The organism is Moorena sp. SIO4A1 (assembly GCF_010672065.1).
In the GTDB taxonomy this organism is placed as follows: domain Bacteria; phylum Cyanobacteriota; class Cyanobacteriia; order Cyanobacteriales; family Coleofasciculaceae; genus Moorena.
Genome location: NZ_JAAHHX010000044.1, coordinates 1 through 24,295 on the forward strand (window position 1 = coordinate 1; position 24,295 = coordinate 24,295).

Here is a 24,295-nt window from a genome sequence, read left to right on the forward strand (position 1 = left end):
AACCTAGTTTTCACCGAGTTATCCATCTCAATACGCTCCTTTGGGTGGGAACTTGGCCTGAATCCTGACCGTGGAAAGGCTCTTACCCCTTTCGCTTCTATGAGCGCCTTCATCGGTCGCCCCTTGATTGTAAACATAGCAAAACTAAGGCTTTCAAGCAACTCCTCCCCGGGATGTGAGGAACGCCTAGAAAGATGGGTGGGAGGTTCAACTCCAATTACTGCGCTTACCACCCCTTACTCAGGCAACAATACATTGCACCTTGACCGTTTAATCCGGGTTTATCCTGTTTTATTACGGTTTAAGAGTATCCCAGCTGATATAGCAGTCGCCAGGGCAGTTAGGAAATGACAAAAGTCTCAAACCTAAGTAAGCGCAAGAGTTTGACTCTCTTGGTGCGCATTCTGATGGTGATTTTTAATCACCAGGGTCGCACCGCTTCTGACTTCTGACTTCTGACTTCTGCTATAGCTGATCGCTGATTGCTGATAGCTTAGAGTTTAAGACTACCAGTATTGACCACAGGTTGTATATTTTGCTCAGCAGTCAAAACCACTAGCAAATTGTTAATCATTGCTGCTTTTGTTTCCTCGTCTAGCTCAATAATTTGGTGATCGTTCAGCCGCTTGATGGACATTTCCACCATGCTCAAGGCACCTTCGATAATTTCTTGACGAGCTGCTATAATAGCTTGAGCTTGCTGACGCCGTAGCATGACTTGGGCAATTTCTGGAGCGTAGGCTAAATAGGAAATACGACTATCAATCACCTCGACACCTGACACCTCCAAGCGAGCCTGTAATTCTTCCTTGAGAGCTGCTGCAATCTCTTCGGGGCTGCCTCTTAGTGACGCTAGGTTTTCTTGATTAGTATCGTAGGGATAGCGACTGGCTAAACCACGGATAGCGGTCTCACTTTGGATGGCAACAAAATCTACATAGGAATTGACGTCAAACGTGGCTTTGGCTGAGTCTACAACTCGCCAGACAACTACCGCAGCAATCTCAATGGGGTTCCCTTTCGCGTCATTTACCTTCAGCTTCTCACTGTTGAAATTACGCACTCGTAGAGAAACCAGTTGCTTGGAGGCGAAAGGGTTAACCCACCAAAAGCCAGAGGTACGGACACTACCAACGTAGCTGCCTAAAAACACTAGCACTCGGGCTTGGTTAGGCTGCACAGTCAGAAAGCCTTTTACGGCAACCAAGGCTACGATCACTAGACCAATACCAAATAAGTTGTTGGTATAGAGAAATAAGTCGTTGATATTGGAAAACCCGACTAGACCTTTACCTAACCACACACCAAAACTAGCGATCGCAATAATCCCTACCAGAGCAGCAAAACCATTAATTTTAAAGGTAGGAATTTCCTGAATACGTTCCATTTGCATGTATCGTTTGTGTATTGCTCTTTGTTGTTTTAGTTAATTGGCTGATAAGTCTATTTTGCTTGGTTTATCGGGGATTTGACAGTACCCGTAGGGGTACTAATGACTAATTTGACGGTAAACCTGAATCATTTGTTGTGCGATCGCATTCCAACTATAGTGCTTTAAAGCATACTCCTGAGCCTTGACTCCCCGCAGTTGGCATTCATCCTGATTTTGAAGTGCTTCCCGTAACTGTCTAGTCAAAGCCTGAACCTCACAAGCACTCACCCATCCTGCTTCAGCATCTTTGACGTTTTCCCAAATATGGACTTGGTCAGAAATCACCACTGCTGTCCCAGCCACCATCGCTTCCGCTACCGCAATCCCAAAGTTTTCGTAGTAAGATGGCAGCACAAATACGTCCGCATCCTTTAACAATGCTGCTTTCAAGTCACCGGTCACGAAACCAGTAATGGTAGTATTTGATGATAGAGTTGAAGCCTTGATCTGCTCTATGATACTATTTTCATAACTTGGGTCTTGAGGATTAGTTCCTGCCAAGACAAAGTGAAATTGGAGTCCCTCGTTTAATAGCTTTTCTAGAGCTGGGATAAGTAAATCCAATCCTTTCTTCGGGTCAATACGAGACATAAACAACACTAAGGGCTGGTCATGGGGAATCTTCAATTCAGTACGTGCTCTCCCCTGTTGTTGCTCGAGTTGTTGCTGGATTGGCGGCGTCACTCCTAAGGGAATCACGATATCAGGGGATGCTGTCCCAAAACGTTCCGAAATCTTAGCTTCCTGTGGACTCGTAAAGTGTATACCAGCTGCTCCAGCTAAATTCGGTTTCTCCCACAGTGCGGCATAGATGCGCTTTAGCTGTTGTTTCTTCCGCAAATCTGCTGGATCAAGGGTACCTAAGGGACGCAATAGGTAGGGTAATCCCTGTTTTCGGGCGATGGTAGCCGCTGCTGTACTGACTGGGGAAAATAAGGCATGGATATGGGCAAGGTCAAATTCTGAGGCGTGTTGCCATAGCCAGCGTAATAAGCCCAGGGAAAATTTATAGCGGCGAAAGGGAGAGCAACGGAAGTATCTGATCTGATAACCATCCTGTTCTACTGGTTGATCCAGGGGTACATCCAAAGGGGGTTGACCAGCATCCCCATTAGAGTTAGTAGTTAGTACTGTAATTTCTACCCCTTGAGATGCCAGAGCCTGAGATAGTCCCTTTACCATTTGACTCGGACCACCATATACCAGGGAAATCGACGGGACGATTTGTAAAATTCGCATGGGATATTTCTTAATACCAAGTTGGGTCAAAGATAGCACTATTCCTAATCAACCTTAGGAGCAATCACGAGCTTACGCCATCATTGAGCAACCTTTAGGTAAGCATTCAGCCGTCAGCTTTTAGCTCACGCTACTTGAGGTGCCGTCAGCCTTGTGGCACAGGCTTTGGCCACGCTACGCGAATGGCCACGCTGTGCGAACGACGCGCTTGAGGTAACTCAGCATTATTCCAATGCTTACTTGTTGTCTTGATGCAATAGCGAGTGGGGGAAACCCCCAAGACCGCGCTGGCTTCCCAAGACCGTAATGGTGCGTTTTCCGTAGGCGAATTAAATTCGCCACGGGTCGCACCTCTGCATCGCTTATTCCAAAGCTGGTATAGCACTACGCATTAAGATTAGGACATTCCTAAACTCCGAAACTTAGTCATAGCTTACTTCTGACTTCTGACTTCTGACTTCTGACTTCTGACTTGCGCGTAGCGCTATAGCTGATAGCTGATAGCTGATAGCTTAAGGATTCCTGTTCCCTATTCGGAAGTTCAACAGTTGTGACGGTTAACCTTCTTCAAGGTCACCAATATCCCGCTTCAGAGGTCGCTTGTAGGTAAAGGTGAAGGTATCGCCACTCTCAATGACCTGGCGGATTTCGCTATACATGGGATAGTCACCCACTCCACTGACACTTGCCCAGCCCCGCGCCCTAGTTAATGCCACAAATAGCTGGTTACGCAAACTGACATCACTCTCTTTCCTGGCAACATTATCAACACCGACCACATACACCATATCCGCTTCATTACCCTTAGCACGGGGCACACGAGATATGGTTACTCCACCATCTTTCCAGAAGCGATCGCGATCAACGTGGGGCCATTGAGGCTTTAGTTCATTCAACTCCAATGCCGTGGGAATATAAATATCAATGTCTTGCTCCATCAAAACAACAGCGACATGATTTTCTAATTCAATTGCTTCGGAAGTGGACCCTAAAGCTAGCACTAAGATTTCTTTACTGGCTTTAAGGTCATCATCAACCAGATTATGCATAATCTTATCTGCCAAAGCACTCATTTCTTCCTGACGAGAGCCATAGGTTTCAAAGTCTAATACTGGTGCGCTCCACAATTCAGGAACGGGATTGGGGGAGTTTTCTTTTGGACGATGGATGGTGATTTGTTGACCGGGAATAAAGTTTCCTTTGACTTCATAACCAATTTTTTCCCAATCTTCCTTTCTGGTAATTCCAGTTAGCATGCCCTCAGGACGTAGCAACCCCATTCCGAGCCCATGAGCAGCGGTGAGAATTGAGCCAGGAGTGCGGTAGCAGCGCCGCATAACTTCAGATTTTTTAATACCACCGGGGTATTGTGGTCCTTGTGACAAAAGTCGGCTGAGATTTTCACCTAACAGTTCTTTTGTGGTAGGGATTTTTAAGGTGTCTAGGCTTTGAGCTTCGTCATAAGCCCAGATTAAGCGCCGTTGTTCTGGCTGTTCTGGGTTAACGGGTCGTAAGGCTTGATAAGCTAGCCAATAAATTGCTTGTTTGCCCTGGAATTTTAAATAATCTTCAGTAACTAAGTCTTGTCCTTCATCAATTAAAATAGCATCAAAGCAGGGTTCAATGTTGATTTCTTCCGATAGCCGTTTACAAAGTTCTGCTAAACCACGATTGGGCTGTCTTTCCCGAGTATCCCGAGCGGATTTGGGTCTAGCCCCATTTAACTGGCAAATTGTGCTGTATAAACCAGGCTGATCCTTAGCTCCCCAAGCATGAAGCACTCGCAGTTTGTGGTTAGTCTTGTGGTCATACTGGATATCACCATTGCTGAAACGACGCAGCCATCGATCCACTAACCCAATCATTAAGTCGTAGAGGGTGCGACTAAAAAACACTAACCCAATCGTCCAGTCTGGGTGCTTCAAGTGCATATGAGCAGCTTTTTGGCATAGCAGCACTGTTTTTCCTGACCCCGCAATCCCCCGCAGCCGCTGAAACCCAGGAGGGATTTCTTTTCCAATGTGTTCCTGCTGCATATCTAATTCGTAGAGTTGTTGGGAGTAAGCGGCTACAACATTAGCGCGCGTTTTGCCTTCGGTAGAGACTAGGCTACGCAGAGGTTTACGGAAAATAGGTGCTCCGCTGATCACGGCTAAAAGTAACTTCCACTGCTGATCATCTATGTCTTCTCCTGGTATCACTGATTCACTTTCTTGAATACACTCTAGGAAGCCAACTTTACCGAGTTGGTCTTGGAAGATAATGGGAGGACAGTCTGGCAGTTGGTCAAAACCGTGGTGTTGCCATTGTTCTTGAGTAATTAGAGGAAGAGCAATCATCGCCCTTCCGGTAACTTTGCGCCAAATAGCAGGTTCGCGATCGCAAAAGGCGAGTATTGCTTTTAACTGATGTTCAGCTTGTTGGTAGGGATGTGCTTCAGTGGTGGAACAGTTTTGGAGTTGCCACTGATCACCATCAATAGTAATGATTTGATCAATGGTGATAGATTGGATTTCAATTACTACTAGACCAAGGTCTTGATCAGCAATTAAAATATCAGGCTCTTTAGAGATTTCCCCTACTTTAGAAAAAATAGGATAGCGCCAGTAGCCAATACAATTGCGTTCTGAAAAAGCACTGCGAGTGGCATCCCACACTCTTTGTTTTCCTGTTTCTTCACTTTCTGTGATCGGTTCAGTGGTAATAAATTTGCGACCCTGATCTGTATCGATAACCGACATTTGGGCTAATTTCCTCTGGTAAGATTTACATCGCTTTTAAGGTGAGGTACACAATTTTAGGGAATAGGGAGTAGGGAGTAGGGAGTAGGGAGTAGGGAATCGGGAATCGGGAATCGGGAATCGGGATAAAATCCTGTGTACCTCATAAGTATGGTAAACGGTAGATTAAATCCGTATTGCTATAGCGCGTTACCATCTCCCCACATCTCCCATACCTCCCACACTTCCCTGTCTTTCCCTACTCCCAGCTCGGAAACTCCCTAAAACCCAAGACGAAAGTACTTCACCTAATTGAGAACTGCTATACTGCTGAATACAGTCCTAAAGCTAGAGTTCCCAAATTGTCAGCTATGGAATACAGGGTGCAGGGAATTCAAGGGGCGCGGGGAGATGGGGAGATGGGGAGATAGGGAGATTTGGAAAACTCTATTCTGGTAAGGCAAAAGCAAGCTGAAGCGGTTAATCTGCTTCAGTCCTGGATTGATGATGAGGATATTGAAGAGCAACAAGAAACAGGTCAGTACTTGATCCATGCATTGGATCAGGATCGACTCTCGGAGCGTGAGTTATTCCCAATTGAGATGAAGGGTGTAACTTGGTGAGGGGAGCCATAGTGTTGGATGCAGGGCCGGTCGGTCTGATCACCAATCCCAAGCTGTCTCCTGTTCATCGAAAACTACTTCTTCCCGATTCCCGATTCCCGTTCCCCTCCTGGGAGGGGTTAGGGGTGGGTTCCGATTCCCGATTCCCTATCTCCTATTTCCTGCGCACTCTCAACCAAATCAATAAACTCAGCTCGATAACCCTCTAAATCTACCCCTTCGGATTCTTTTGCTAATGTTAATGCTTGGTCAAAACTAGCTTTACCTTTGTAAGGAGAATCTCTTAACACCATACCAAAACTGGCAATGGCAGCGGAAAACTTAAAGTTATCGGAAGCATCGTCTAGCTTGACTGCTTTATCAACCAAGGGATAGGTGAGGAGTTGAGAGGTGTTACCATCAGGTTCTTTGTAACGTAACTTGACCTGCATTAATTCTTTGGAATTGGTTGTTGAAGCAGCATTGGATTGATATTTCAGAGGGTCAATATCCGGTAATTTGACATTAGTTTTCGCTCCCACAGGAATAATTTCATACAGTGCAGTAACAGTATGTCCAGCTCCTAATTCTCCGGCATCTTTAGTATCATCATTAAAGTCTTCATCCTTCAGCCGCCGATTTTCATAACCAATCAAACGATACCCTTGGACTTTGGCAGGATTAAACTCTACTTGAATCTTAACATCTTTGGCAATAGTGAGTAGAGTTGCTCCGATTTCGTTAACCAGGACTTTCTTAGCTTCTAACTCGTTATCAATATAAGCATAATTGCCATTTCCTTTATTAGCAATTTTCTCCATCTTGGAGTCTTGTAAATTACCGGTACCAAATCCTAATACGGTTATGAAAACTCCTTTTTTTCGCTTCTGTTCAATTAGTTTAACTAATTCGGTATCACTGGAAACTCCGACATTAAAGTCTCCGTCGGTTGCGAGAATAACTCGGTTATTTCCTGATTTAATAAAATTATTCTGGGCGAGTTTATAAGCCAGTTTAATTCCTGCTCCCCCAGCAGTAGACCCTCCGGCATTGAGATTCTCAATAGCTGTTAAGATTTTATCTTTCTGGTTGCCTGGAGTAGGAGGTAAAACCACGCCCGCAGCGCCAGCATAGACGACAATACTAACCTGGTCTTCTTCTCTCAATTCATTGACAAGCATCCGAAAGGCATCTTTGAGCAGGGGAAGCTTATTGGGACTATTCATAGAACCGGAGACATCCAGCAAAAAGACAAGATTGCTGGGAGGTAAATCTTCAATGGCCATCTTTTCCCCTTGGATACCAATGTGAACTAATTGGTGAGTGGGATTCCAAGGAGCTTGAGAAATTTCTGTGGTAATCGAGAAAGGGCGATCGCTTTCTGGTTCGGGATAGTCGTAGTTAAAGTAGTTAATTAATTCTTCGATACGGATGGCATCAGTAGGGGGGAGTTGACCGTTATTAAGGAAACGACGAAGATTGCTGTAGGAGGCGGTATCAACATCAATAGCAAAGGTAGACAGGGGATTATGCTTTACTCTCTTAAAGGCATTCTCATCAATGGGACTATAGTTTTCTCTGTTGCTGACTTCTGGAATAGCTTGCTCTGGAATTGAGCTACTAGGAACTGCTTTCAAGGCTGCATTTGGGCTACCGGAGAGTGGCATTGAGGCTTGGGGTCTCAAACCTCTGTTAGAGAAATTCTGAATAACACTATCCGCCGACCTCCCGACCTGGGCTGATTCCATAAGTTCTGATTGGCGCTGTCTTTGGTCACGTTCTACGTCTTGCGCTACAGGTAGATTAGAGCTTTTTTCTGATTCTTGGGCTGAACGCTGATTGTGGCAAGCTGTTGTTAGCTGTGCCAAGATAGCGACCATTCCGGAAAGGAGGAATAGTCTAAGTAATTTGTTCATTTGATTTGCCCTCTGTATTGCTTATTCCTAAGCTAATCGACAACAGAAGGCTGATGGTCTGTGTTGCGCTTTCTGTAACGGTTAATCGGGAATCGGGAATCGGGAATCGGGAATCGGGCATCGGGCATCGGGCATCGGGCATCGGGAATCGGGCATCGGGAATCAGGGAATCGGGCATCGGGAATAGTGATTAATCGTAAGGTGTGCAGTGCCTAGCAATCCTATGGTCAGCCAATGAATCTGGATTAGCCTCTATATTAAATGGTATTTTGCAGGGTAAACGGATCTAATTTTGTTAATTCCTATCTATAATGTTTTTACCATCAAATAAACACTATATGTATAAAATATATTGTCAACTATCGCCATAAGGCCAGGTTTATTGAAAAGTACCCGTGGTTGATTGACAAGATGGGTTTATCCTATGATACTTTTACAGATATAGGAGTGGAAGCAAAGCTTAAGATATCTTATGCTTCCTGATCCAAAGCTACCTGTCCCCTTTCAATAAGAAAACTATGTCTTAAGCTGTACTTCTCTTCCTATCAAATTAGATAAACCATGGCTACTCGCCATAGTTTATACTGATGATGTACTTAACCCTTTTTATAGAACTTTTCTTAATTAGGAGGTACACATCATTTTTTTTGGTTCGCTATTCCCTATATCCTTTTATAGGTTCTGGTGATCCACTTTTCTGGTGATCCGCTATTTCCTGTTGTCTAAAATTCAGGATTATCTACCTCAAATCGTTTAAAACAACTGTTTACAACCACTATATAATCCCTAATTAAGGAAGTTGATCATGTCTACTAAAAGTTCTGCAATCTGGGGATCTTCTTCCTTAGCAATTGCCATTTTTGCCCTATCGTCTTCACCAATTCTGACTCGCATAACAGAACATGATATGGGCCCTTATGGAACAATATTTAATCGGTTTTGGATTGCCAGCCTAGCGTTGGGCCTTGGCAAGGTTATCAAACTACTTTGGGATAAGCACAGCGGACGCTTATCTACTACTGATAACACTGATAACAAGGCTTATACTGTAAAGGATTTTTTCTCCTTATTTCTTGTTGCTAGCTTAGATTCAATTTGCCTAGTGACGTGGGCTTGGTCTCTGACAAAAACAAGTGTTGCTAATTCTAATCTTCTCCACAACACCACTCCTATTTTTGCAGCTGTCGGCGGATGGTTACTGTTAAGCCAATCCTTTAATCGTCGCTTCCTAATCGGCATGATGCTGGCTCTAGGAGGAACGTTCTTAATTGGTTTTAACGATTTTCATATCGATCGAGATACATTGATAGGGGACAGCGTTGCATTACTATCTGCCCTTTTCTATGCGGCTACACTTTTGGTAACAGAGAATCTCCGAGTAAAATTTGACACAAGCACAATTTTACTATGGCTTTATACCTTGGGTGGCCTATTGTTGTTACCATTAACATTGCTATTTGAAGATAGACTATTTCCTGCTTCCTTTTCATCATGGTCTGCTGTTATTGGCCTAGGACTTTGTGGCTCTATAATTGGATTGGGTGCATTATTCTATAGTCTCAAACAATTTTCATCTAGCTTTGTCTCTCTCATCCTATTGCTGGAACCCATGATTGCAGCATTATTTGCCTGGCTAATTTTTGCAGAAAAATTGAGTTGGTTAAATGGCTTGACGTTTATAATCGTATTATCTGGGATTTATCTGGCTCAATCAGATGGAGAATTAGATAATATCGGCTCTACCGAAGCTACTTAATATGTAATAGCAAAGGGAACAGCTAGGGGAGCATGTCAAATTTGTAATTAGGTACATAGATCCCCCCTAACCCCCCTTAAAAAAGGGGGGAATTAGATTGAAAAGTCCCCCTTATTAAGGGAAACGGGGGATCTGAATCAGGGATTAACAAAACTGACATGCACCCATCAGCTGGTGGGCAGTGCCTAGCAATTCTATGGTTAGCAAATGAATCTCTGTGAAGCACTGCCCACCCTACTTGCTATTCCTACTGAACCCAGTTAAGATTCATCTTGACACTCCCCGCGCCGAAGCCCCAAACATCCCACACTCCCCACACTACCCACACCTCCCACACTACCCACACCTCCCTCTCTTTCCCTATTCCCTATTCCCTATTCCCTATTCCCGATTCCCGATTCCCGATTCCCGATTCCCGATTCCCGATTCCCGATTCCCGATTCCCTGTTTCCTGTTCCCTAATCTCTGCTTCCAATGCCCGATTTGCCCAATCCCGTGCTTTGATAGCGTCTCGGTAGTTTGGCTGGTAGCGCACTGCTTTATCATAAGCAGCGATCGCTTTTTTATACTGGTTGACTTTAACTAATGCATTGCCTAGGCTATACCAGGCTTGGCTGTAGTCAGGTTTATAGTTAACTGCTTGTTGGTAAGATGCGATCGCATCTTTATATCGTTCCAATTTATAGAAGGTATTGCCTCGACTGTACCAAGCTTGGTAAGGCTTGGATTTTAGTTTAATGGCTTTGTAGTAAGCTTCCAGGGCATCTTCATATCGCTGGACTTGATGGAGTGTCCAACCGCGACTGTACCAGGCTTGATAGGAATTAGGCTGGAGTTTAACGGCTTGCTCAAAGGACCCTAAGGCTTCTTGGTATTTCCGTAATTTATTTAAGGTATTGCCCCAGCTATACCAAGCTTGGTAGAAGTTGGGCTGGAATTGAACAGCTTGCTGATAAGACTTGGCTGCATCTTTATACTTTTGCAAATTGCTCAAGTCATTACCCCGCTGATACCAGGCTTCAGCGGAATTAGGTTTGTAGTCTAAGGCTCGGTCGTAGGATTGTACCGCTGCTTTATATTGACGCAAATTATGTAATGCCCAGCCCCGTCTATACCAAGCTTGGTAAGAATCGGGTTTGAGTTTAAGGGCTTTGTCAAAGGATGCGATCGCATCAAAATAATTCTTGGACTTAACCTGGACATTACCAAGACTAATCCAAGCATCCAAGTCATTGGGCTGGAGTTCCAGGGCGCTATTAAACGCTTTAATTGCTGCGTCATAACGCTTCAACTGCTCCAAGGTTTTACCCCTACCCTTCCAAGCTGCACTATAATCCGGCTCAATTTGAATCGCTTGGTCGTAAGCGTTTAGAGCTTCTTCATAGTACTTTAGTGCAAACAAGGTCTTGCCCTGACCTTGCCAAGCTGGAGCATATTCCCCTCGGATTTCCACAGCTCGATTATAAGCGTTCAGAGCCTGTTCATAGCGCTTCAATTCTAAAAACGTTTCGCCCCGGTTATACCAATCCGTCGCATTAGCTCCCCTGAATGCTTTCACCATAAAAACCGTTGCCGCAAACCCCAATCCAATCACCCCGGTGTACATTAACACTTGGTACCGTTTTAGTCTGAATCGTTGCGGTTTAGGGAGCAGGGGTTGTATAGATGACGCAATTCCCAACACTAAGGTAGCGCCAGTTTTAGTAGTGTTAGTATTTATGTTATTATTACTAGTTTTATTACTAGTTATAGTAGTCAGTGCTTGTAAGGCTAAGGTAGCTGATTGGTAACGCTCTCGGAAATCATAGCACACCATTTTATCTAAACTATCGGCTAATTCAGCACTTACTGATATCTGGTTATGCCAGGTGATTTCCCCTGTATCAGGGTGAAGGGGCAATTGGTGAGGACGTAAACCGGTTAAACCAACAATCCCGATCATCCCGACAGCATAGATATCACTGCTTAATTGCGGGTAACCATTGGCTTGTTCACTCGGTCGATAGCCAGGAGTACCAATAGCAACCGTAAAGCCAGTGTTGCCCCCTTCCAGGATCTGAGTACTCACTTGTTTAACCGCACCGAAGTCAATCAGTACTAATTTGCCATCTGATTTACGCCGAATGATGTTTTGAGGATTGATATCTCGGTGAATAATATGCCGTTGATGAACAAATTCTAAAACTTCCAGGATTTCCTGCAACAGGGAAATCACCTGATGTTCATTGACCTGGGTTCCTGGTACAAGTTCCTGGCTGAGGTCTTCCCCTTCAATCAATTCCTGCACCAGATAGAAGTCTTTATTTTCTTCAAAATACGCAAAAAGCTGGGGAATTTGCTCATTACTTCCCAACTGGTGTAGTATTTTGGCTTCTGTCTCAAACAGTCGCCTAGCGGTCTGCAATGTCAAGGTATCCGTGGCTACTGGCTTGAGCTGCTTAACCACACACTGATTCTCACCAGGCAAGTGTTGGTCTTCAGCTACGAAAGTCTGACCAAATCCACCTTGTCCCAGTTGACGAATAATTTTATAGCGTCCACCGATCGTTTGTCCAAGACCCAAGTTCATCCAAGTTCTATTGCTCCGGGAAATCCTCACCACCTATTCAAGGAGGTAGATCACTAGTGATAGTGCTACCCATGATAATATACAAAATCCTTAAGTGGTGATCAGAACGTTATCGCTACGATAAAATAGGGTGGGCAGTGCCGCCGTTAGATTGATTTGCTTGGGTACACTTGTTTTAGGCACTGCCCACCAAAGGATTAATCACAGAAAATAGTAGGCTGGGCAGTGCCGCCGTGAGATTGATGTGCTTGCGATCGCGTAGCGGCTCGTACCGAGCATCGCGTTTTTAGGCACTGCCCACCAAAGTAGTAGGGTGGGCAGTGCAGCAGTAAGATTGATGTGTTTGGGTACACTTGTTTTAGGCACTGCCCACCAAAGGATTAATCACAGAAAGAGTAGGGTGGGCAGTGCCGCCGTGAGATTGATTTGCTTGGGTACACTTGTTTTAGGCACTGCCCACCAAAGGATGAATCTGGGGGACTGACGCAACGCCCCCTAATCCCCCAATTCTAAGTAAGGTGAAACTTCCTAGTTGACATAGTATGGCAAAGTTTGATAACATTAGTGTTATCAAACTAGCAATAGTTAAAATTTTGCAATGGAAAGTTGAGTTTTACCAATTAGCAAATGGTAGTTCCCCTCCCTTAGATTGGTTCTTTGAACAAGACACTAAGGTACAGGCCAAATTTGCTCGTATATTTAAACTTCTCCAGGAACATGGTATTTCTTTAGGAATGCCCCATGTGCGTCCCATAAAAAACTCGAAGCTATTTGAAATTCGTGTAGAACAGAAAACAAATATTTATAGAATTTTTTATTTTGCTTATACAGGTAGGCGTTTCATTTTACTGCATGGTTTTCAGAAAAAGACTCAGAAAACACCAGCCAAAGAAATTGAAATTGCCGAATCTCGTAGAGCGGAATTTTTAGCACAGGAAAATAATTAATTGAGCAATCGGCAAAGTAAGTGCCAAAATAGGAGGAAGAAAAAATGAGTGCAAAGACAATTAAGTGGGATGATGTTCGATCGCAAGTTCTAGCAAATCCAGAAGTTAAAGCCGAGTATGAAGCTCTAGAATTTGAGTTTAATATTGCTAGTCAGGTTATTGCCATCAGAGCTGCTACTGGTCTAACTCAACGAGAATTTGCTCAGCGCTTAGGTATGAAGCAATCTCAATTAGCAAGAATTGAATCGGGAAAACAAGTTCCCAAATTGCAAACCCTTGCCAAATTAGCAGCTAGTGCTGGTTATGCTATGGAACTTAAATTTACTCCCCTGGTTAAACCTTGATCCCATTAACTGAACCCTGATTACTGAAATTCGATAACACGCGATCGCTTTCCCTTTCATTGTTGCTGAATCAAGGCATGAAGATAAAGTGGTGCGTTACTAGAGGGTTTTTCCCAAGACTTGATAGGAGGAAGTCAGAGCGAGTCCGTCCCTAATGCACCCTAAGCAACTGAGAAGGTGCGAACCCAGGTGACCAAATTCCCAATTCCCGATCATTGGTGACAAATTGCATTCATTCTTAATTTGTCACCAATAAACCTACATCGATAACTACATCATCATGAACCGAAAGCATCAACTTGAAACCTTTGTGAATACAGCGTGGGATACGCAACAGATAGGAAGGCACGGCAGCGCTTGAACAGGCATTGATTCAAAGGTGGAAATCGCCGTTTAATAAGGAGTATTGGAAGTGGTGGGGTAAACCATTAGGATAATTTGTTATAATATAGGGGTGTATTTGGTAATGTCATGATAGATTCCTTATAATTTATGAGGCTTCTATTGCCAACCTAAATAATGGATTGCCAAGGGATCAACAGTAGAGCTAAGGAATTATTTAGTATTTTGGCTTGGCAAATATTGACTGCTGAAGATATGAATAGTATTCGGGGGACTGATTCAATGTCTGTAGCTAATCAATTCAATAACCTTTGCAACAATTTAAAGGTTCCACAGAGTACTCGCAGCACAATTTCAGACCGTTATGAACGGATAACTCAAAGGCTAAATCTAGACTTTTGGAAAATTAATTATCAAGTAAAACATAGTATTTATGTAGGATCTTATGGTAGAGGAACAGCCGTTAAAGGTTTTAGCGATTTAGACATTATATTTATTTTGCCTCCTGATTTATATCGTCAATATAATAGTTACCAATCTAATGGTCAATCAGCACTTTTACAATCCGTAAAAAAATCATTACAAGCCACCTATTCTAGAACCGATATAGGTGGAGATGGACAAGTAGTAGTAATTCAATTCACAGATGGGATAAAATTTGAAGTTGTTCCTGCTTTTGAATGTAAGGACAGTAGTTTTCGTTATCCAGATTCTAATAATGGAGGAAGTTGGAAAAATACTAATCCTAGACCAGAAATTAAAACTATTAAAGAGAATGATAAATTAATGAATGGAAACTTGATTAACTTATGTAGAATGGCAAGAGCATGGAAAAAAGAATGGAATGTCCCAATGGGAGGGCTTTTAATTGATACTTTAGCTAATAATTTCTTGAGAAGTTTGCAATATAAATATCAATCTTATATTTTCTATGACTTGATGAGTAGAGATTTTTTAAAATATTTATCAAATCAAACTCAAACTCAAAAATACTGGTCTGCTGTGGGTAGTAATCAACATATTTACAGAAAAGGAAAGTTTGAGTACAAGGCTAAACAGTGCTATCTAATTACATTAGAAGCCATAAAATATCAATTAAAGAATAGGAATTATTCTGCAATACAAAAATGGAGAGAAATTTATGGAACATCATTCCCAGAATGAATATTCTAATGCAGTTAAGATTTTAGAGTCTCAAATTCGTGAATGTTTTGGGCGTGTTGTTTGGACTCAAAAAATTCATTAAAAATGCTCGAATCTTTATAAAGATAACCTAGATAGACTAAAAATAAGTGAAATTATCTTATCTGCTTTAGTTACGACAAGTTTGTTGATCAGTATTTTTCAAAATCATGATATGGGTACTATTGTTGCTGCTATATTATCAACAATTTTATTGGTTATTCAAATTTATACAAAAGATTATGATCTACAAAAATCTTCAAAAGACCATGCAGTAGCTGCTCACCAACTCTGGAATATCCGAGAACTATATATTTCATTACTAGCAGATATAAAGTCAGGAATTATCAAAGTTGATGATATTAAGACTCAACGAGATGAATTACAACAACAATTAAACCTGATTTACAAAAATGCACCCAGAACAAATGCAAAAGCATATATCCAAGCTGGAAAGGCTCTCAATCAAAATGGAAAAATTAATCAAGGAGAAGAAATGACTTTATCAGATGAATAAATAGATCGTTTTTTACCTACTGATCTACATAAAAAAAACTAATATAATTCAATATTTATACTTTCACAAACTAATTGAATAGAGTCATAAACTTAACTCTCAACCATCATCTGTTCTCCGACAACAATCGTGCCAAATCATCAAGCTTGTTAGCATCCGGATGATAATCACAGGCTTTCTCCCAAGTTTTCCCATAAGTTGATGTAGGGTGGGCAGTGCGGCAGTTTTCAACTAAAAACTGCAATACAATCGAATCGGCGGCATTGATCATAAAAGGAAAACCAAGATATGAAAGCCATAGGATATAATCAGCCTGGACCAATCACTGCACCAGACGCGCTGATCGAATTTGAAACCGAAACACCGGAATTAGGGCCACATGACCTGTTGGTGGAGGTCCGGGGAATTTCGGTCAATCCTGTGGACGTGAAAGTGCGCGCCAAGATGGCACCGGAAAAGGGCACCAAGATCATTGGCTATGATGCCGCAGGTGTTGTTCGAGAAGTTGGCAGCGATGTCAGTAAATTTAAAGTAGGTGATGAAGTCTATTATGCCGGTGATATCACTCGACCGGGCACCAACTCCGAGCTCCATGCCGTTGATGAGCGGATTGTCGGGAAAAAGCCGAAATCCCTGGGTTTTGCGGAAGCAGCGGGTTTTCCACTGACCTCCATTACTGCTTGGGAAATCCTGTTCGACTGCCTCGGGGTCTTTGAATGAATATTCGTAGAGTGGGCAGGATGCCCGCACCAAAAGATCCCCGAACAGGCAAAATGAATGGCGTTGCTGATTCTGGGTATGGTTTCGCCCCCCTAGCCCCCCAGCGAGCAATCCCTCGCTCGGGGGATTTAGGGGGCTTTAATAAAACCAGATGATCGCGGATTCATTCCTTAATTCAGCAACGCCAAAATTGATACTGCTGGCCAAACATTTCTTAACACGCTGAAAGCCTTGATATTCCCTGTAATAGTCGAAAAAATTTTTATAGTTTTGTAACGTAATCAACGGCAGAATCAGTGTTTTGGATGTTAACTTATATTTCGCCAGAAACATCCGACAATGTGGAACTTTATTTGCTGCATAGAGGTCTATTGGTTTGTGACATGAGACATAAAAATTTTTTCCCTACCTAGTCAGGAGTAAGTCCATGAATCGGAAGCAATTCTTGAGGGTTGTTTATGTCGGCTTGGCAACGATAATTCCTTTGGGGATAATCAATAGTAACTCAGTTATGGGGCAAAGAGGAATAAACTTAAGTACATTGCGCAGCACAAGTTTGTCTAAGCACAATACTTATCGGAGCACCCATCATAGTCCTAATATGACCCTGAGTAGTTCTCTCAACAACAGTGCTCAAAGCTGGGCGAATCATCTGGCAAGCAATGGCATTTTCCAACACAGTAAAACCAATGTGGGAGAAAATCTCTTTGTCTCCTATACCACAGCATCGTCTGTAGACACAGCTACCCTAGGGAACCAAGCAGTGACTAACTGGTACCAAGAGGTTTCTGACTATGACTATGCCAATCCAGGGTTTTCTGGAAAGACCGGGCATTTTACTCAGGTGGTATGGAAGAATAGTACCCAATTAGGGTGTGGTGCAGCCCAGGGCGTCAAAACTATTCAAGGTAGACAATATAACGCCTTCTATGTCGTCTGCCAATATGGGCCTGCGGGTAATGTGCTTGGGCAGTTTCCTAATAACGTTATGGCACCTTAGCTTACGGTGACCGTCCCACTATTTTTGCTTAAGCTATCAGCTATCAGTCCTCAGCTGACCGCTGAATCCTGACGGCTGATAGCTTAGATTTACCCTGCTTGAGATTTAGTCAATAATTTCAGAATTTCTACAATCTCCCCCTGTCGGTTAGACAGTTGTTCCTGTCGCTGAGAGAGTTGTTCTTGTCGCTCATCTAAGTTCTCCATTATGCCATACATTCGGGATTGACTTTGAGCTAAATTAGACTGAGAGTTTGCTAAATCGGCCATCACAGAATACAGTCGAGAGCGATCGCGTTTCAATTCACTGACAGTATCGGTTAGAGCGTCGATAGCACGAGCATTAGAATCGGTTCTTTGACGAAGCTCTTCGAGCTGTTGGCTGATCCGTTCAATCTGTTGGTCGATGCGCTCAATAGCAGTTAGTAAACGGTTAAAACGGGTATCAAACTGGTCTGAATTTGTCATTTACTGCAATAGTGTTTAGTGTTTTTTCAAGAGCTATCAGCAGTCAGCGGTCAGCGGTCAGCGGTCAGCTTATTTTCTTCAAAAGCACCAATTGCGCTACGGGCACGCTGCGCGAACAGTAGCACCATCTGTAGGCCATAGGCTGATAGCTGATAGCTGATTACTGATAGCTAAATGCTTAGGCTAGTGGTTCGCGCATCTTAATTAGATTTAGTCAATAACTTCAGAATTTATACAATCTCACCCTGTCGGTTAGACAGTTGCTCCTGTCCCTGAGAAAGTTGTTCCTGTCGCTCATCTAAATTTTCCATCACGCCATACATTCGGGATTGACTGTCCGCTAAATTAGCCTGAGATTGAAATAAATTAGACTGAGATTGTGCTAAATTAGCCATCACAGAATACAGTTGAGAGCGATCCCGTTTGAACTCATGAACAGTATCGGTTAGGGCTTCAATAGCACGAGCATTCGAATCGGTTCTTTGACGAAGCTGTTCAATCTGTTGGCTAATCTGCTCGATCGCAGTTAGTAAAAGGTTGAAACGGGTATCAAACTGGTCTGAGTTTGTCATTTGCTGCAATAGTGTTTAGTGTTTTCTCAACAGCTATCAGCAGTCAGCGGTCAGCAGTCAGCGGTCAGCGGTCAGCGGTCAGCTTATTTTCTTCAAAAGCACCAATTGCGCTACGGGCATGCTGCGCGAATAGTAGCACCATCTGTAGCCCATAGGCTGATAGCTGTTCGCGTAGCGTGGCCAAAGGCCTTTAGCTGATAGCTGTTCGCGTAGCGTGGCCAAAGGCCTTTAGCTGATAGCTGTTCGCGTAGCGTGGCCAAAGGCCTTTAGCTGATAGCTAAATGCTTACGCTAGTGGTTCGCGCATCCTAATTAGATTTAGTCAATAACTTCAGAATTTCCACAATCTCACCCTGTCGGTTAGACAGTTGTTCCTGTCGCTCATCTAAGTTGGCCATCATGCCATACATTCGGGATTGATTTTGAGCTAAATCTGCCATCAAAGAGTATGCTTGAGCGCGATCGCGTTTGAACTCATGGACAGTATTGGTTAGAGCTTCAATGGCACGAGCATTAGAATCGATCCTGTGACCAAGTTGTTCAATCTTTTGGTTGGTCTGCTCGATAGCACGAGCATTAGAATCGGTTCTGTGACCAAGCTGTTCAATCTGTTGGGTGACAGCATCAATCCTGTGACCAAGCTGTTCAATCTGTTGGTTGGTGCGCTCGAAGGCAGTTAGTAAAAGGTTGAAACGGGTATCAAACTGGTCTGAGTTTGTCATTTGCTTTGCTGCAAGATAATGTTTACGATTGCAGTTATCAATTGCTTGAAGTACGTTTTGGATTTTAGGTAATAGGGAACAGGGAATAGGGTCAAAATTCTGTGTAAATCATAAGTAGTATCACCGCTATCCTTCTGATTCAGGACTTACGCACAGACTCCATTTGTAGGGTGGGCAAGGTTTTGCCCACCCTACAGGTAGCTAGTGCAGATTCTGTTTATTGTGTGATTTTTATGGTGTGATTTGCGATTACAAGCTATGACTGTTAATTTTTACCATTGCTCTATTAGAACGTTTTTTTACTACTTATGATTTACCAGATGATTTACCTTGGCCAAAAGGCCACGCTACGCGAACAAGTTTCTTCCCTTATTAAGGAAGTCATGTGGGATTTACTTCACGGTAGTCAGGGGCAATTATTATGCCCTAATTACTACTCCATAAACCCTAGTAAATTGTACCTAAAATATTTGATTACTGCTACAATAATTATACAAGAATAATATCAATATTGACAAGAATTAAATATATTATTTACTAATAGCTAATTAACTGCAATGGTGATTTATTATAAAACCAAAAATTACTCCTATTTCTTTCCTACTACTCCCGATTCCCGACTCCCGACTCCCGACTCCCGACTCCCGACTCCCGACTCCCGACTCCCGACTCCCGACTCCCGACTCCCGACTCCCTATTCCCTATTTCTGTAAACTATAAAGTGGTGATCAAAAATTTGCCAGCAAGATTATTGTCTAAGATCAGGAAAATTGGTAGATTCTAAAACTCCGACAGTAGTTGCCCTGATTCCAGCCCGAGCTGGTTCCAAACGAGTACCTGGTAAAAATATTCGTCGTTTAAAAGGGCATCCGTTAATTGCTTATACTATTGCTGCTGCAACCCAAAGCCAAGTGTTTTCAGCAGTGATTGTTTCCACTGACTCAGAGGAGGTGGCGGAAATTGCTCGTTACTATAGCGCTGAGGTACCATTTTTGCGATCGCCAGAGTATGCTACCGACAAGTCACCAGATATTGAGTGGATTGATTACACCCTGAGGCATTTGAGTGATCTTGGGCGAGAATTTGATTGCTTCAGCATCCTGCGACCAACCAGTCCTTGTCGCCAACCACAGACCATTCAACGAGCTTGGCAGGCGTTTTTGGCTCAAGCTGATCAAGTAGACTCCTTACGGGCAGTAGAGAAATGCCAACAGCATCCTGGAAAAATGTGGGTACTCAAAGGCAACCTGATGAAACCGTTGCTTGAGCAGAACACCCTTAAATTAGGCAATTCTCAGGTTAACCATAACCTCCAACCCCCCAACCCCCCAACCCCCCAACCCCCCAACCTCCAACCTTGGCCAAAAGGCCACACTACGCGAACAACCCCCCAACCTTCAACCTTCAACCTTGAACCTTCAACCCCCCATACCCCCTGGCATAGTACTCCCTATCAGGCGTTGCCAGAGGTCTATGTGCAAAATGCTAGCTTGGAAATTGCTTGGTCAAGAGTAGTGCTGGAAGAGTATACAATTGCTGGAAAGGTGATTATGCCATTTATTACCCATGATCATGAGGGATTAGATATTAATGACTTGAAAGATTGGTGGTATCTGGAATATTTAATAGAACAGGGAGACGCTCACTTACCTCTCGTCTCCCAGAAACCAATTTAGTTTTTTCAATTTGGTAGGGAGTAGGGAGTAGGGAGTAGGGAGTAGGGAACAGGGTAAAAATACTGTGTACCTCATTACTATCAGAAACGCTATACTATTAGTTATAGTAGTTTAATTAGGAGTTTGAATTAATAAAAATAATAGCTAAATAATGATTATAATTATTTTGGATTAACTTTAAAAATTAACGTTAAAAATGGCGGATAATCAAATCAGCAAGTAACCAAGGTAAAGATTAAGCTGTAATGTTATCCATTGAAAATTAAGATAATAGTATACAGCGTTTTTCATAACTATCAGGTACACAGGATTTTTTGCCTGTTACCTATTCCCTGCTCCCTACTCCCTACTCCCTGCTCCCTAAAACCCAAAACCTGACCAATAACCAATAACCAATAACCAATGACAAATCTATCTCTAGTCCCGTTTCGGGAGTTTGAACGCCTCAAGGATTTAGACATTACTCCCGAAACTCATACTGAGCTTTTTGCTACCTACTGTCGAATCAATACCTTATATATGATAAAACAGGCGGGTTCAGGGCATATTGGTAGTAGTTTTAGTAGTTTAGATATTGTTTGTTGGCTGTTTTTAAATGAATTACGGGTTAGGAAAACTAACTCTAATCAACCACGGGATATTTATTTTTCCTCTAAAGGTCACGATGTACCAGGTTTGTACTCGGTTTTGATTGGCCATGGTTTGCTGGAGTTTGAGCGTATCCATAGCTTGAGGCGGCTAGATGGACTTCCTGGTCATCCAGATATTTCTATTCCGTTCTTGGAAACCAATACTGGTTCTTTGGGAATGGGGGTTTCTAAGGCTAAGGGGATGATCCTAGCAAATCGGCTAATGGGCCCTGGGGGAAATGTTTATCTCTTAACTGGGGATGGGGAGTTGCAGGAGGGTCAGTTTTGGGAGTCTCTCCAACCAGCAGCAAATCTGGGACTCCATGAGATGACTGTGATTGTGGATCATAATAAAATCCAGTCCGATACTTGGGTGTCCCAAGTGAGTGACTTAGGGGACTTGGAACGGAAGTTTGCGGCCTATGGCTGGTATGTGGACCGCTGTGATGGCAATAATGTCAAGGCTTTAGGGAATGCGATCGCAAAATTGAAAGCAGTCACAAAAGGGCCCAAAATCCTGATTGCTGACACCATTAAGGGAAAAGGAATCTCCTTTATGGAACATACGGCCATCAAACCAGAAGACAACCCAGAAGACAACTTATATCGCTTCCATAGTGGCGCACCGGATGATGAAGCCTATACTAAGGGAGTGGCAGAACTAATTGCTGCTGCCAATACCCAATTGGAACAAATTGGAGCATCCCCCGTAGGGGTAGAGATGCTATCCTATGCCAAACCTGCTGTAGTTGATGGAGCGCAACGACTGGTTAGTGCCTATTCCAAAGCTTTGGTTGCCCAAGCAGAACGGAATCAAGACCTGGTGGTACTCGATGCGGATTTAATGCTCGATTGTGGGTTGATTCCCTTTAAAGACAAATTCCCGAAACGGTTCTTTGAGTGTGGTATTGCCGAACAAGATATGGTATCCCAGGCCGGGGGGATGGCACTGAAAGGGTTACTGCCCATTGTGCATTCCTTTGCTTGTTTCCTATCCACCAGACCCAATGAGCAAATCTATAATAATGCTACCGAACGGACTAAGATTATTTATGTTGGCTCCCTAGCTGGGTTGCTACCTGGTGGTCCTGGTCATTCTCACCAATCGGTAAGGGATATTTCTGCCCTAGGAGCAATACCGAATATGGTGATGATTGAACCAGCTAATGAAGCAGAAGTATCCCTAGCTCTAGACTACTGTTTGCATCGAACTATCAGTAGTTGCTATATAAGGCTAGTCTCGATACCCTGTCAGATTCCCTATCAATTGCCAGAGGATTATCAGTTGGAGTTGGGTCAGGGGATTGCCTTAACTGAGGGGCAAGACGCTATTTTATTTGGTTACGGTCCCGTGCTGCTGCCACAAGCCTATCAAGCTGCCCAGTTATTGGCTCAGAATCACGGTATAACCTTAAAAGTGGTGAATTTACCTTGGCTAAATTTTGTGGATTTAGACTGGTTGGAGCAAATCCTCCAAGGTTACTCCTGGGTCTTTACCCTAGATAACCATTATGTAATAGGAGGACAGGGGGATCGGATTGTAAGTGGTTTGGCAGAATTAGGATTGTCTGGGCAAATACAGGTAAGGCAATTTGGAGTATTTGATATTCCGAAATGCGGTCAAAATCAGGAAGTGCTTCGTGCTCATCGGCTAGATGCTGAAAGTTTAGCATTTGAGATTCATAAAAGTATGATGTAGCCTTGTTATTTAAATTGCGTAAGATTCAGATAAAAAGGGAACAGGGAATAGGGAATAGGGAACAGTATCAAGATATCCGAGTAGTTTTTGATGTTCTCCTAAATTAGGATTAGTTTTCATGATATAATTATAAATTATATAGGATTTCAAGGATGACCTAGGAAGTATAAAGTATAGCGTTGTTTATTAAGAGTTATACCTATAAGGTACACAAATCTTTTTATAGCACTACCCATTAAGATTAGGACATTTGTAAACTCCGAAACCTAGTCCTAGCTTACTTCTGACTTCTGACTTCTGACTTCTGACTTCTAACTTGCGCGTAGCGCTATACCACTTCTGACTTCCCTACTCCCTACTCCCTACTCCCTGCTCCCTAAAATCAAGAATGTACCTAAACTAATTAATAAATGTTATAATAATAACGGCAATTAACTAACAACTATTGCCTCAAGTTCTAGTACCATAGAAGTGTAATGACTACCGTTTTATTTTGGGACATTGACGGCACTTTATTAACCACAAAACGAGCCGGGATATTTGCCCTAGAAGAGGCTGCCAGTGAAGTAATTGGTGAAACGGTTTCACTGACAAATATAGAAACTGCAGGCATGACAGACCCAATAATTGCCGCTAATATTATCAAGCAGTACGGTTTGTCCCCAGAACCTAAATTGGTGGATCAACTACTGAAATACTACGTTAACTACTTGCCTCAAAGTTTGCCCCGCCGAGAAGGATATGTCCTGGAGGGGGTAATCGAAATTCTAGATGCTTTGCACGATCGAACTGATGTGGTTTCCATGTTGCTGACAGGAAATATCGAAGCAGGAGCATTTGCAAAATTAAGCTATTATGGCTTGGCTGATTACTTTAGTGGTGGTGGATTTTCCGATAAAACTGAAACTAGAGTTGATATTGCCCAACAAGCTTTAGCGATCGCATCGGAAAAGTATGGCGTGATTCCATCGGAAAAAACTTACGTGATTGGCGATACTCCCCATGACATTCACTGTGGCAAAGCCATTGGTGCTCGTGTGATTGCAGTTGCCACTGGTAAATATGACCAGGAGTCCCTAGAAGAACATCAGCCCTGGTGGACTATACCATCCTTGCCATCATCAACAGTATTTATGGAAAAGATTGGATTGAAAATTTAGAATTAAGAATGCAGAATGTAGAATGTAGAAGGCAGAAGGCATAATTCTAGATTCTAGATTATTAATTCTCAATTCTTAATTCTCA

At 42.9% G+C, this 24,295-nt stretch carries 25 protein-coding genes and 1 pseudogene; 14 read left to right on the top strand and 12 right to left on the bottom strand.

Annotated features, from left to right (window positions below; genetic code table 11):
• Nucleotides 1-493 precede the first annotated feature (493 nt).
• From F6K53_RS24385 to F6K53_RS24395, 3 genes are all read right to left on the bottom strand, one after another.
• Nucleotides 494-1,387 carry an SPFH domain-containing protein gene (locus F6K53_RS24385; protein WP_293020454.1) on the bottom strand — a complete coding sequence of 298 codons (894 nt, stop codon included), beginning with the start codon at nt 1,385-1,387 and terminating at the stop codon, nt 494-496.
• 102 nt (nt 1,388-1,489) lie between these two features.
• Nucleotides 1,490-2,671 carry a hormogonium polysaccharide biosynthesis glycosyltransferase HpsP gene (gene hpsP, locus F6K53_RS24390; protein ID WP_293082496.1) on the bottom strand — a complete coding sequence of 394 codons (1,182 nt, stop codon included), beginning with the start codon at nt 2,669-2,671 and terminating at the stop codon, nt 1,490-1,492.
• A gap of 557 nt (nt 2,672-3,228) precedes the next feature.
• Nucleotides 3,229-5,412, bottom strand: a complete 2,184-nt coding sequence (locus F6K53_RS24395) for an ATP-binding domain-containing protein (RefSeq protein ID WP_293082499.1) — start codon at nt 5,410-5,412, stop codon at nt 3,229-3,231.
• A 416-nt stretch (nt 5,413-5,828) separates the two neighbouring features.
• On the opposite strand from F6K53_RS24395, the gene F6K53_RS24400 reads away from it, so the two are divergent.
• On the top strand, nt 5,829-6,014 hold the full coding sequence (locus F6K53_RS24400; protein WP_293071563.1) for a hypothetical protein: 186 nt from the start codon (nt 5,829-5,831) through the stop codon (nt 6,012-6,014).
• Between the two features lie 119 nt (nt 6,015-6,133).
• Here F6K53_RS24400 and F6K53_RS24405 read toward each other — a convergent pair whose 3' ends face one another.
• Together F6K53_RS24405 and F6K53_RS24410 are read right to left on the bottom strand one after the other, a co-directional pair.
• Nucleotides 6,134-7,909, bottom strand: coding sequence for a VWA domain-containing protein (locus F6K53_RS24405; protein WP_293082502.1), 1,776 nt, complete (start codon nt 7,907-7,909; stop codon nt 6,134-6,136).
• Nucleotides 7,893-8,087, bottom strand: a complete 195-nt coding sequence (locus F6K53_RS24410; protein ID WP_293071565.1) for a hypothetical protein — start codon at nt 8,085-8,087, stop codon at nt 7,893-7,895. The genes F6K53_RS24405 and F6K53_RS24410 overlap by 17 nt, the downstream gene beginning before the upstream one ends.
• Nucleotides 8,088-8,714: 627 nt before the next feature.
• On the opposite strand from F6K53_RS24410, the gene F6K53_RS24415 reads away from it, so the two are divergent.
• Nucleotides 8,715-9,665, top strand: a complete 951-nt coding sequence (locus F6K53_RS24415) for a DMT family transporter (RefSeq protein ID WP_293020463.1) — start codon at nt 8,715-8,717, stop codon at nt 9,663-9,665.
• A 367-nt stretch (nt 9,666-10,032) separates the two neighbouring features.
• Here F6K53_RS24415 and F6K53_RS24420 read toward each other — a convergent pair whose 3' ends face one another.
• Together F6K53_RS24420 and F6K53_RS24425 are read right to left on the bottom strand one after the other, a co-directional pair.
• Entirely contained in the window at nt 10,033-12,264 is a 2,232-nt protein-coding gene (locus tag F6K53_RS24420; RefSeq protein ID WP_366511367.1) for a tetratricopeptide repeat protein, read from the bottom strand.
• A gap of 171 nt (nt 12,265-12,435) precedes the next feature.
• Nucleotides 12,436-12,600: a hypothetical protein gene (locus F6K53_RS24425; RefSeq protein ID WP_293071566.1), complete on the bottom strand. Its 165-nt coding sequence runs from the start codon at nt 12,598-12,600 to the stop codon at nt 12,436-12,438.
• A 176-nt stretch (nt 12,601-12,776) separates the two neighbouring features.
• Here F6K53_RS24425 and F6K53_RS24430 point away from each other — a divergent pair, with 176 nt between their 5' ends.
• The 4 genes and pseudogenes from F6K53_RS24430 to F6K53_RS24445 form a co-directional block, all read left to right on the top strand.
• Nucleotides 12,777-13,181: a type II toxin-antitoxin system RelE/ParE family toxin gene (locus tag F6K53_RS24430; RefSeq protein WP_293071567.1), complete on the top strand. Its 405-nt coding sequence runs from the start codon at nt 12,777-12,779 to the stop codon at nt 13,179-13,181.
• Nucleotides 13,182-13,225: 44 nt separating this feature from the next.
• Nucleotides 13,226-13,525, top strand: a complete 300-nt coding sequence (locus F6K53_RS24435) for a helix-turn-helix transcriptional regulator (protein WP_293071568.1) — start codon at nt 13,226-13,228, stop codon at nt 13,523-13,525.
• 519 nt (nt 13,526-14,044) lie between these two features.
• Complete coding sequence (locus tag F6K53_RS24440) at nt 14,045-15,031, top strand: nucleotidyltransferase domain-containing protein (protein WP_293071569.1); 987 nt, start codon at nt 14,045-14,047, stop codon at nt 15,029-15,031.
• A gap of 94 nt (nt 15,032-15,125) precedes the next feature.
• Nucleotides 15,126-15,566: pseudogene (locus F6K53_RS24445) on the top strand (SLATT domain-containing protein); the annotation flags it as partial.
• 106 nt (nt 15,567-15,672) lie between these two features.
• Here F6K53_RS24445 and F6K53_RS24450 read toward each other — a convergent pair.
• The gene (locus tag F6K53_RS24450; RefSeq protein WP_293071570.1) at nt 15,673-15,837 is read right to left on the bottom strand and encodes a hypothetical protein; all 165 of its coding nucleotides are present in this window, start codon (nt 15,835-15,837) and stop codon (nt 15,673-15,675) included.
• A 17-nt stretch (nt 15,838-15,854) separates the two neighbouring features.
• Between F6K53_RS24450 and F6K53_RS24455 the strand changes: the two genes are divergently transcribed.
• Both F6K53_RS24455 and F6K53_RS24460 read left to right on the top strand, forming a co-directional pair.
• On the top strand, nt 15,855-16,286 hold the full coding sequence (locus F6K53_RS24455) for an alcohol dehydrogenase catalytic domain-containing protein (protein WP_293082505.1): 432 nt from the start codon (nt 15,855-15,857) through the stop codon (nt 16,284-16,286).
• Between the two features lie 427 nt (nt 16,287-16,713).
• Nucleotides 16,714-17,286, top strand: a complete 573-nt coding sequence (locus F6K53_RS24460; protein ID WP_293071572.1) for a CAP family protein — start codon at nt 16,714-16,716, stop codon at nt 17,284-17,286.
• 89 nt (nt 17,287-17,375) lie between these two features.
• Here the strand turns inward: F6K53_RS24460 and F6K53_RS24465 are convergent, their stop codons facing one another.
• The 4 genes from F6K53_RS24465 to F6K53_RS24480 all read right to left on the bottom strand — a co-directional run bounded on the left by F6K53_RS24465 (nt 17,376) and on the right by F6K53_RS24480 (nt 19,046).
• The gene (locus F6K53_RS24465) at nt 17,376-17,753 is read right to left on the bottom strand and encodes a hypothetical protein (protein ID WP_293071573.1); all 378 of its coding nucleotides are present in this window, start codon (nt 17,751-17,753) and stop codon (nt 17,376-17,378) included.
• Nucleotides 17,754-17,983: 230 nt separating this feature from the next.
• On the bottom strand, nt 17,984-18,325 hold the full coding sequence (locus F6K53_RS24470; RefSeq protein ID WP_293082508.1) for a hypothetical protein: 342 nt from the start codon (nt 18,323-18,325) through the stop codon (nt 17,984-17,986).
• A gap of 110 nt (nt 18,326-18,435) precedes the next feature.
• Entirely contained in the window at nt 18,436-18,585 is a 150-nt protein-coding gene (locus F6K53_RS24475) for a hypothetical protein (protein WP_293064457.1), read from the bottom strand.
• 47 nt (nt 18,586-18,632) lie between these two features.
• Nucleotides 18,633-19,046, bottom strand: coding sequence for a hypothetical protein (locus F6K53_RS24480; RefSeq protein ID WP_293020485.1), 414 nt, complete (start codon nt 19,044-19,046; stop codon nt 18,633-18,635).
• 308 nt (nt 19,047-19,354) lie between these two features.
• Between F6K53_RS24480 and F6K53_RS24485 the strand changes: the two genes are divergently transcribed.
• The 6 genes from F6K53_RS24485 to F6K53_RS24510 all read left to right on the top strand — a co-directional run bounded on the left by F6K53_RS24485 (nt 19,355) and on the right by F6K53_RS24510 (nt 24,210).
• On the top strand, nt 19,355-19,549 hold the full coding sequence (locus tag F6K53_RS24485) for a hypothetical protein (protein ID WP_293082511.1): 195 nt from the start codon (nt 19,355-19,357) through the stop codon (nt 19,547-19,549).
• A 54-nt stretch (nt 19,550-19,603) separates the two neighbouring features.
• On the top strand, nt 19,604-19,759 hold the full coding sequence (locus F6K53_RS24490) for a hypothetical protein (RefSeq protein ID WP_293039275.1): 156 nt from the start codon (nt 19,604-19,606) through the stop codon (nt 19,757-19,759).
• A 57-nt stretch (nt 19,760-19,816) separates the two neighbouring features.
• Entirely contained in the window at nt 19,817-20,722 is a 906-nt protein-coding gene (locus F6K53_RS24495; protein WP_293039277.1) for an acylneuraminate cytidylyltransferase family protein, read from the top strand.
• A gap of 255 nt (nt 20,723-20,977) precedes the next feature.
• Nucleotides 20,978-21,100: a hypothetical protein gene (locus tag F6K53_RS24500; protein WP_293064452.1), complete on the top strand. Its 123-nt coding sequence runs from the start codon at nt 20,978-20,980 to the stop codon at nt 21,098-21,100.
• Between the two features lie 24 nt (nt 21,101-21,124).
• Complete coding sequence (locus F6K53_RS24505) at nt 21,125-23,050, top strand: transketolase C-terminal domain-containing protein (RefSeq protein ID WP_293064449.1); 1,926 nt, start codon at nt 21,125-21,127, stop codon at nt 23,048-23,050.
• A 476-nt stretch (nt 23,051-23,526) separates the two neighbouring features.
• Nucleotides 23,527-24,210, top strand: coding sequence for an HAD hydrolase-like protein (locus F6K53_RS24510; protein ID WP_293064447.1), 684 nt, complete (start codon nt 23,527-23,529; stop codon nt 24,208-24,210).
• The last annotated feature ends 85 nt before the right edge of the window (nt 24,211-24,295 follow it).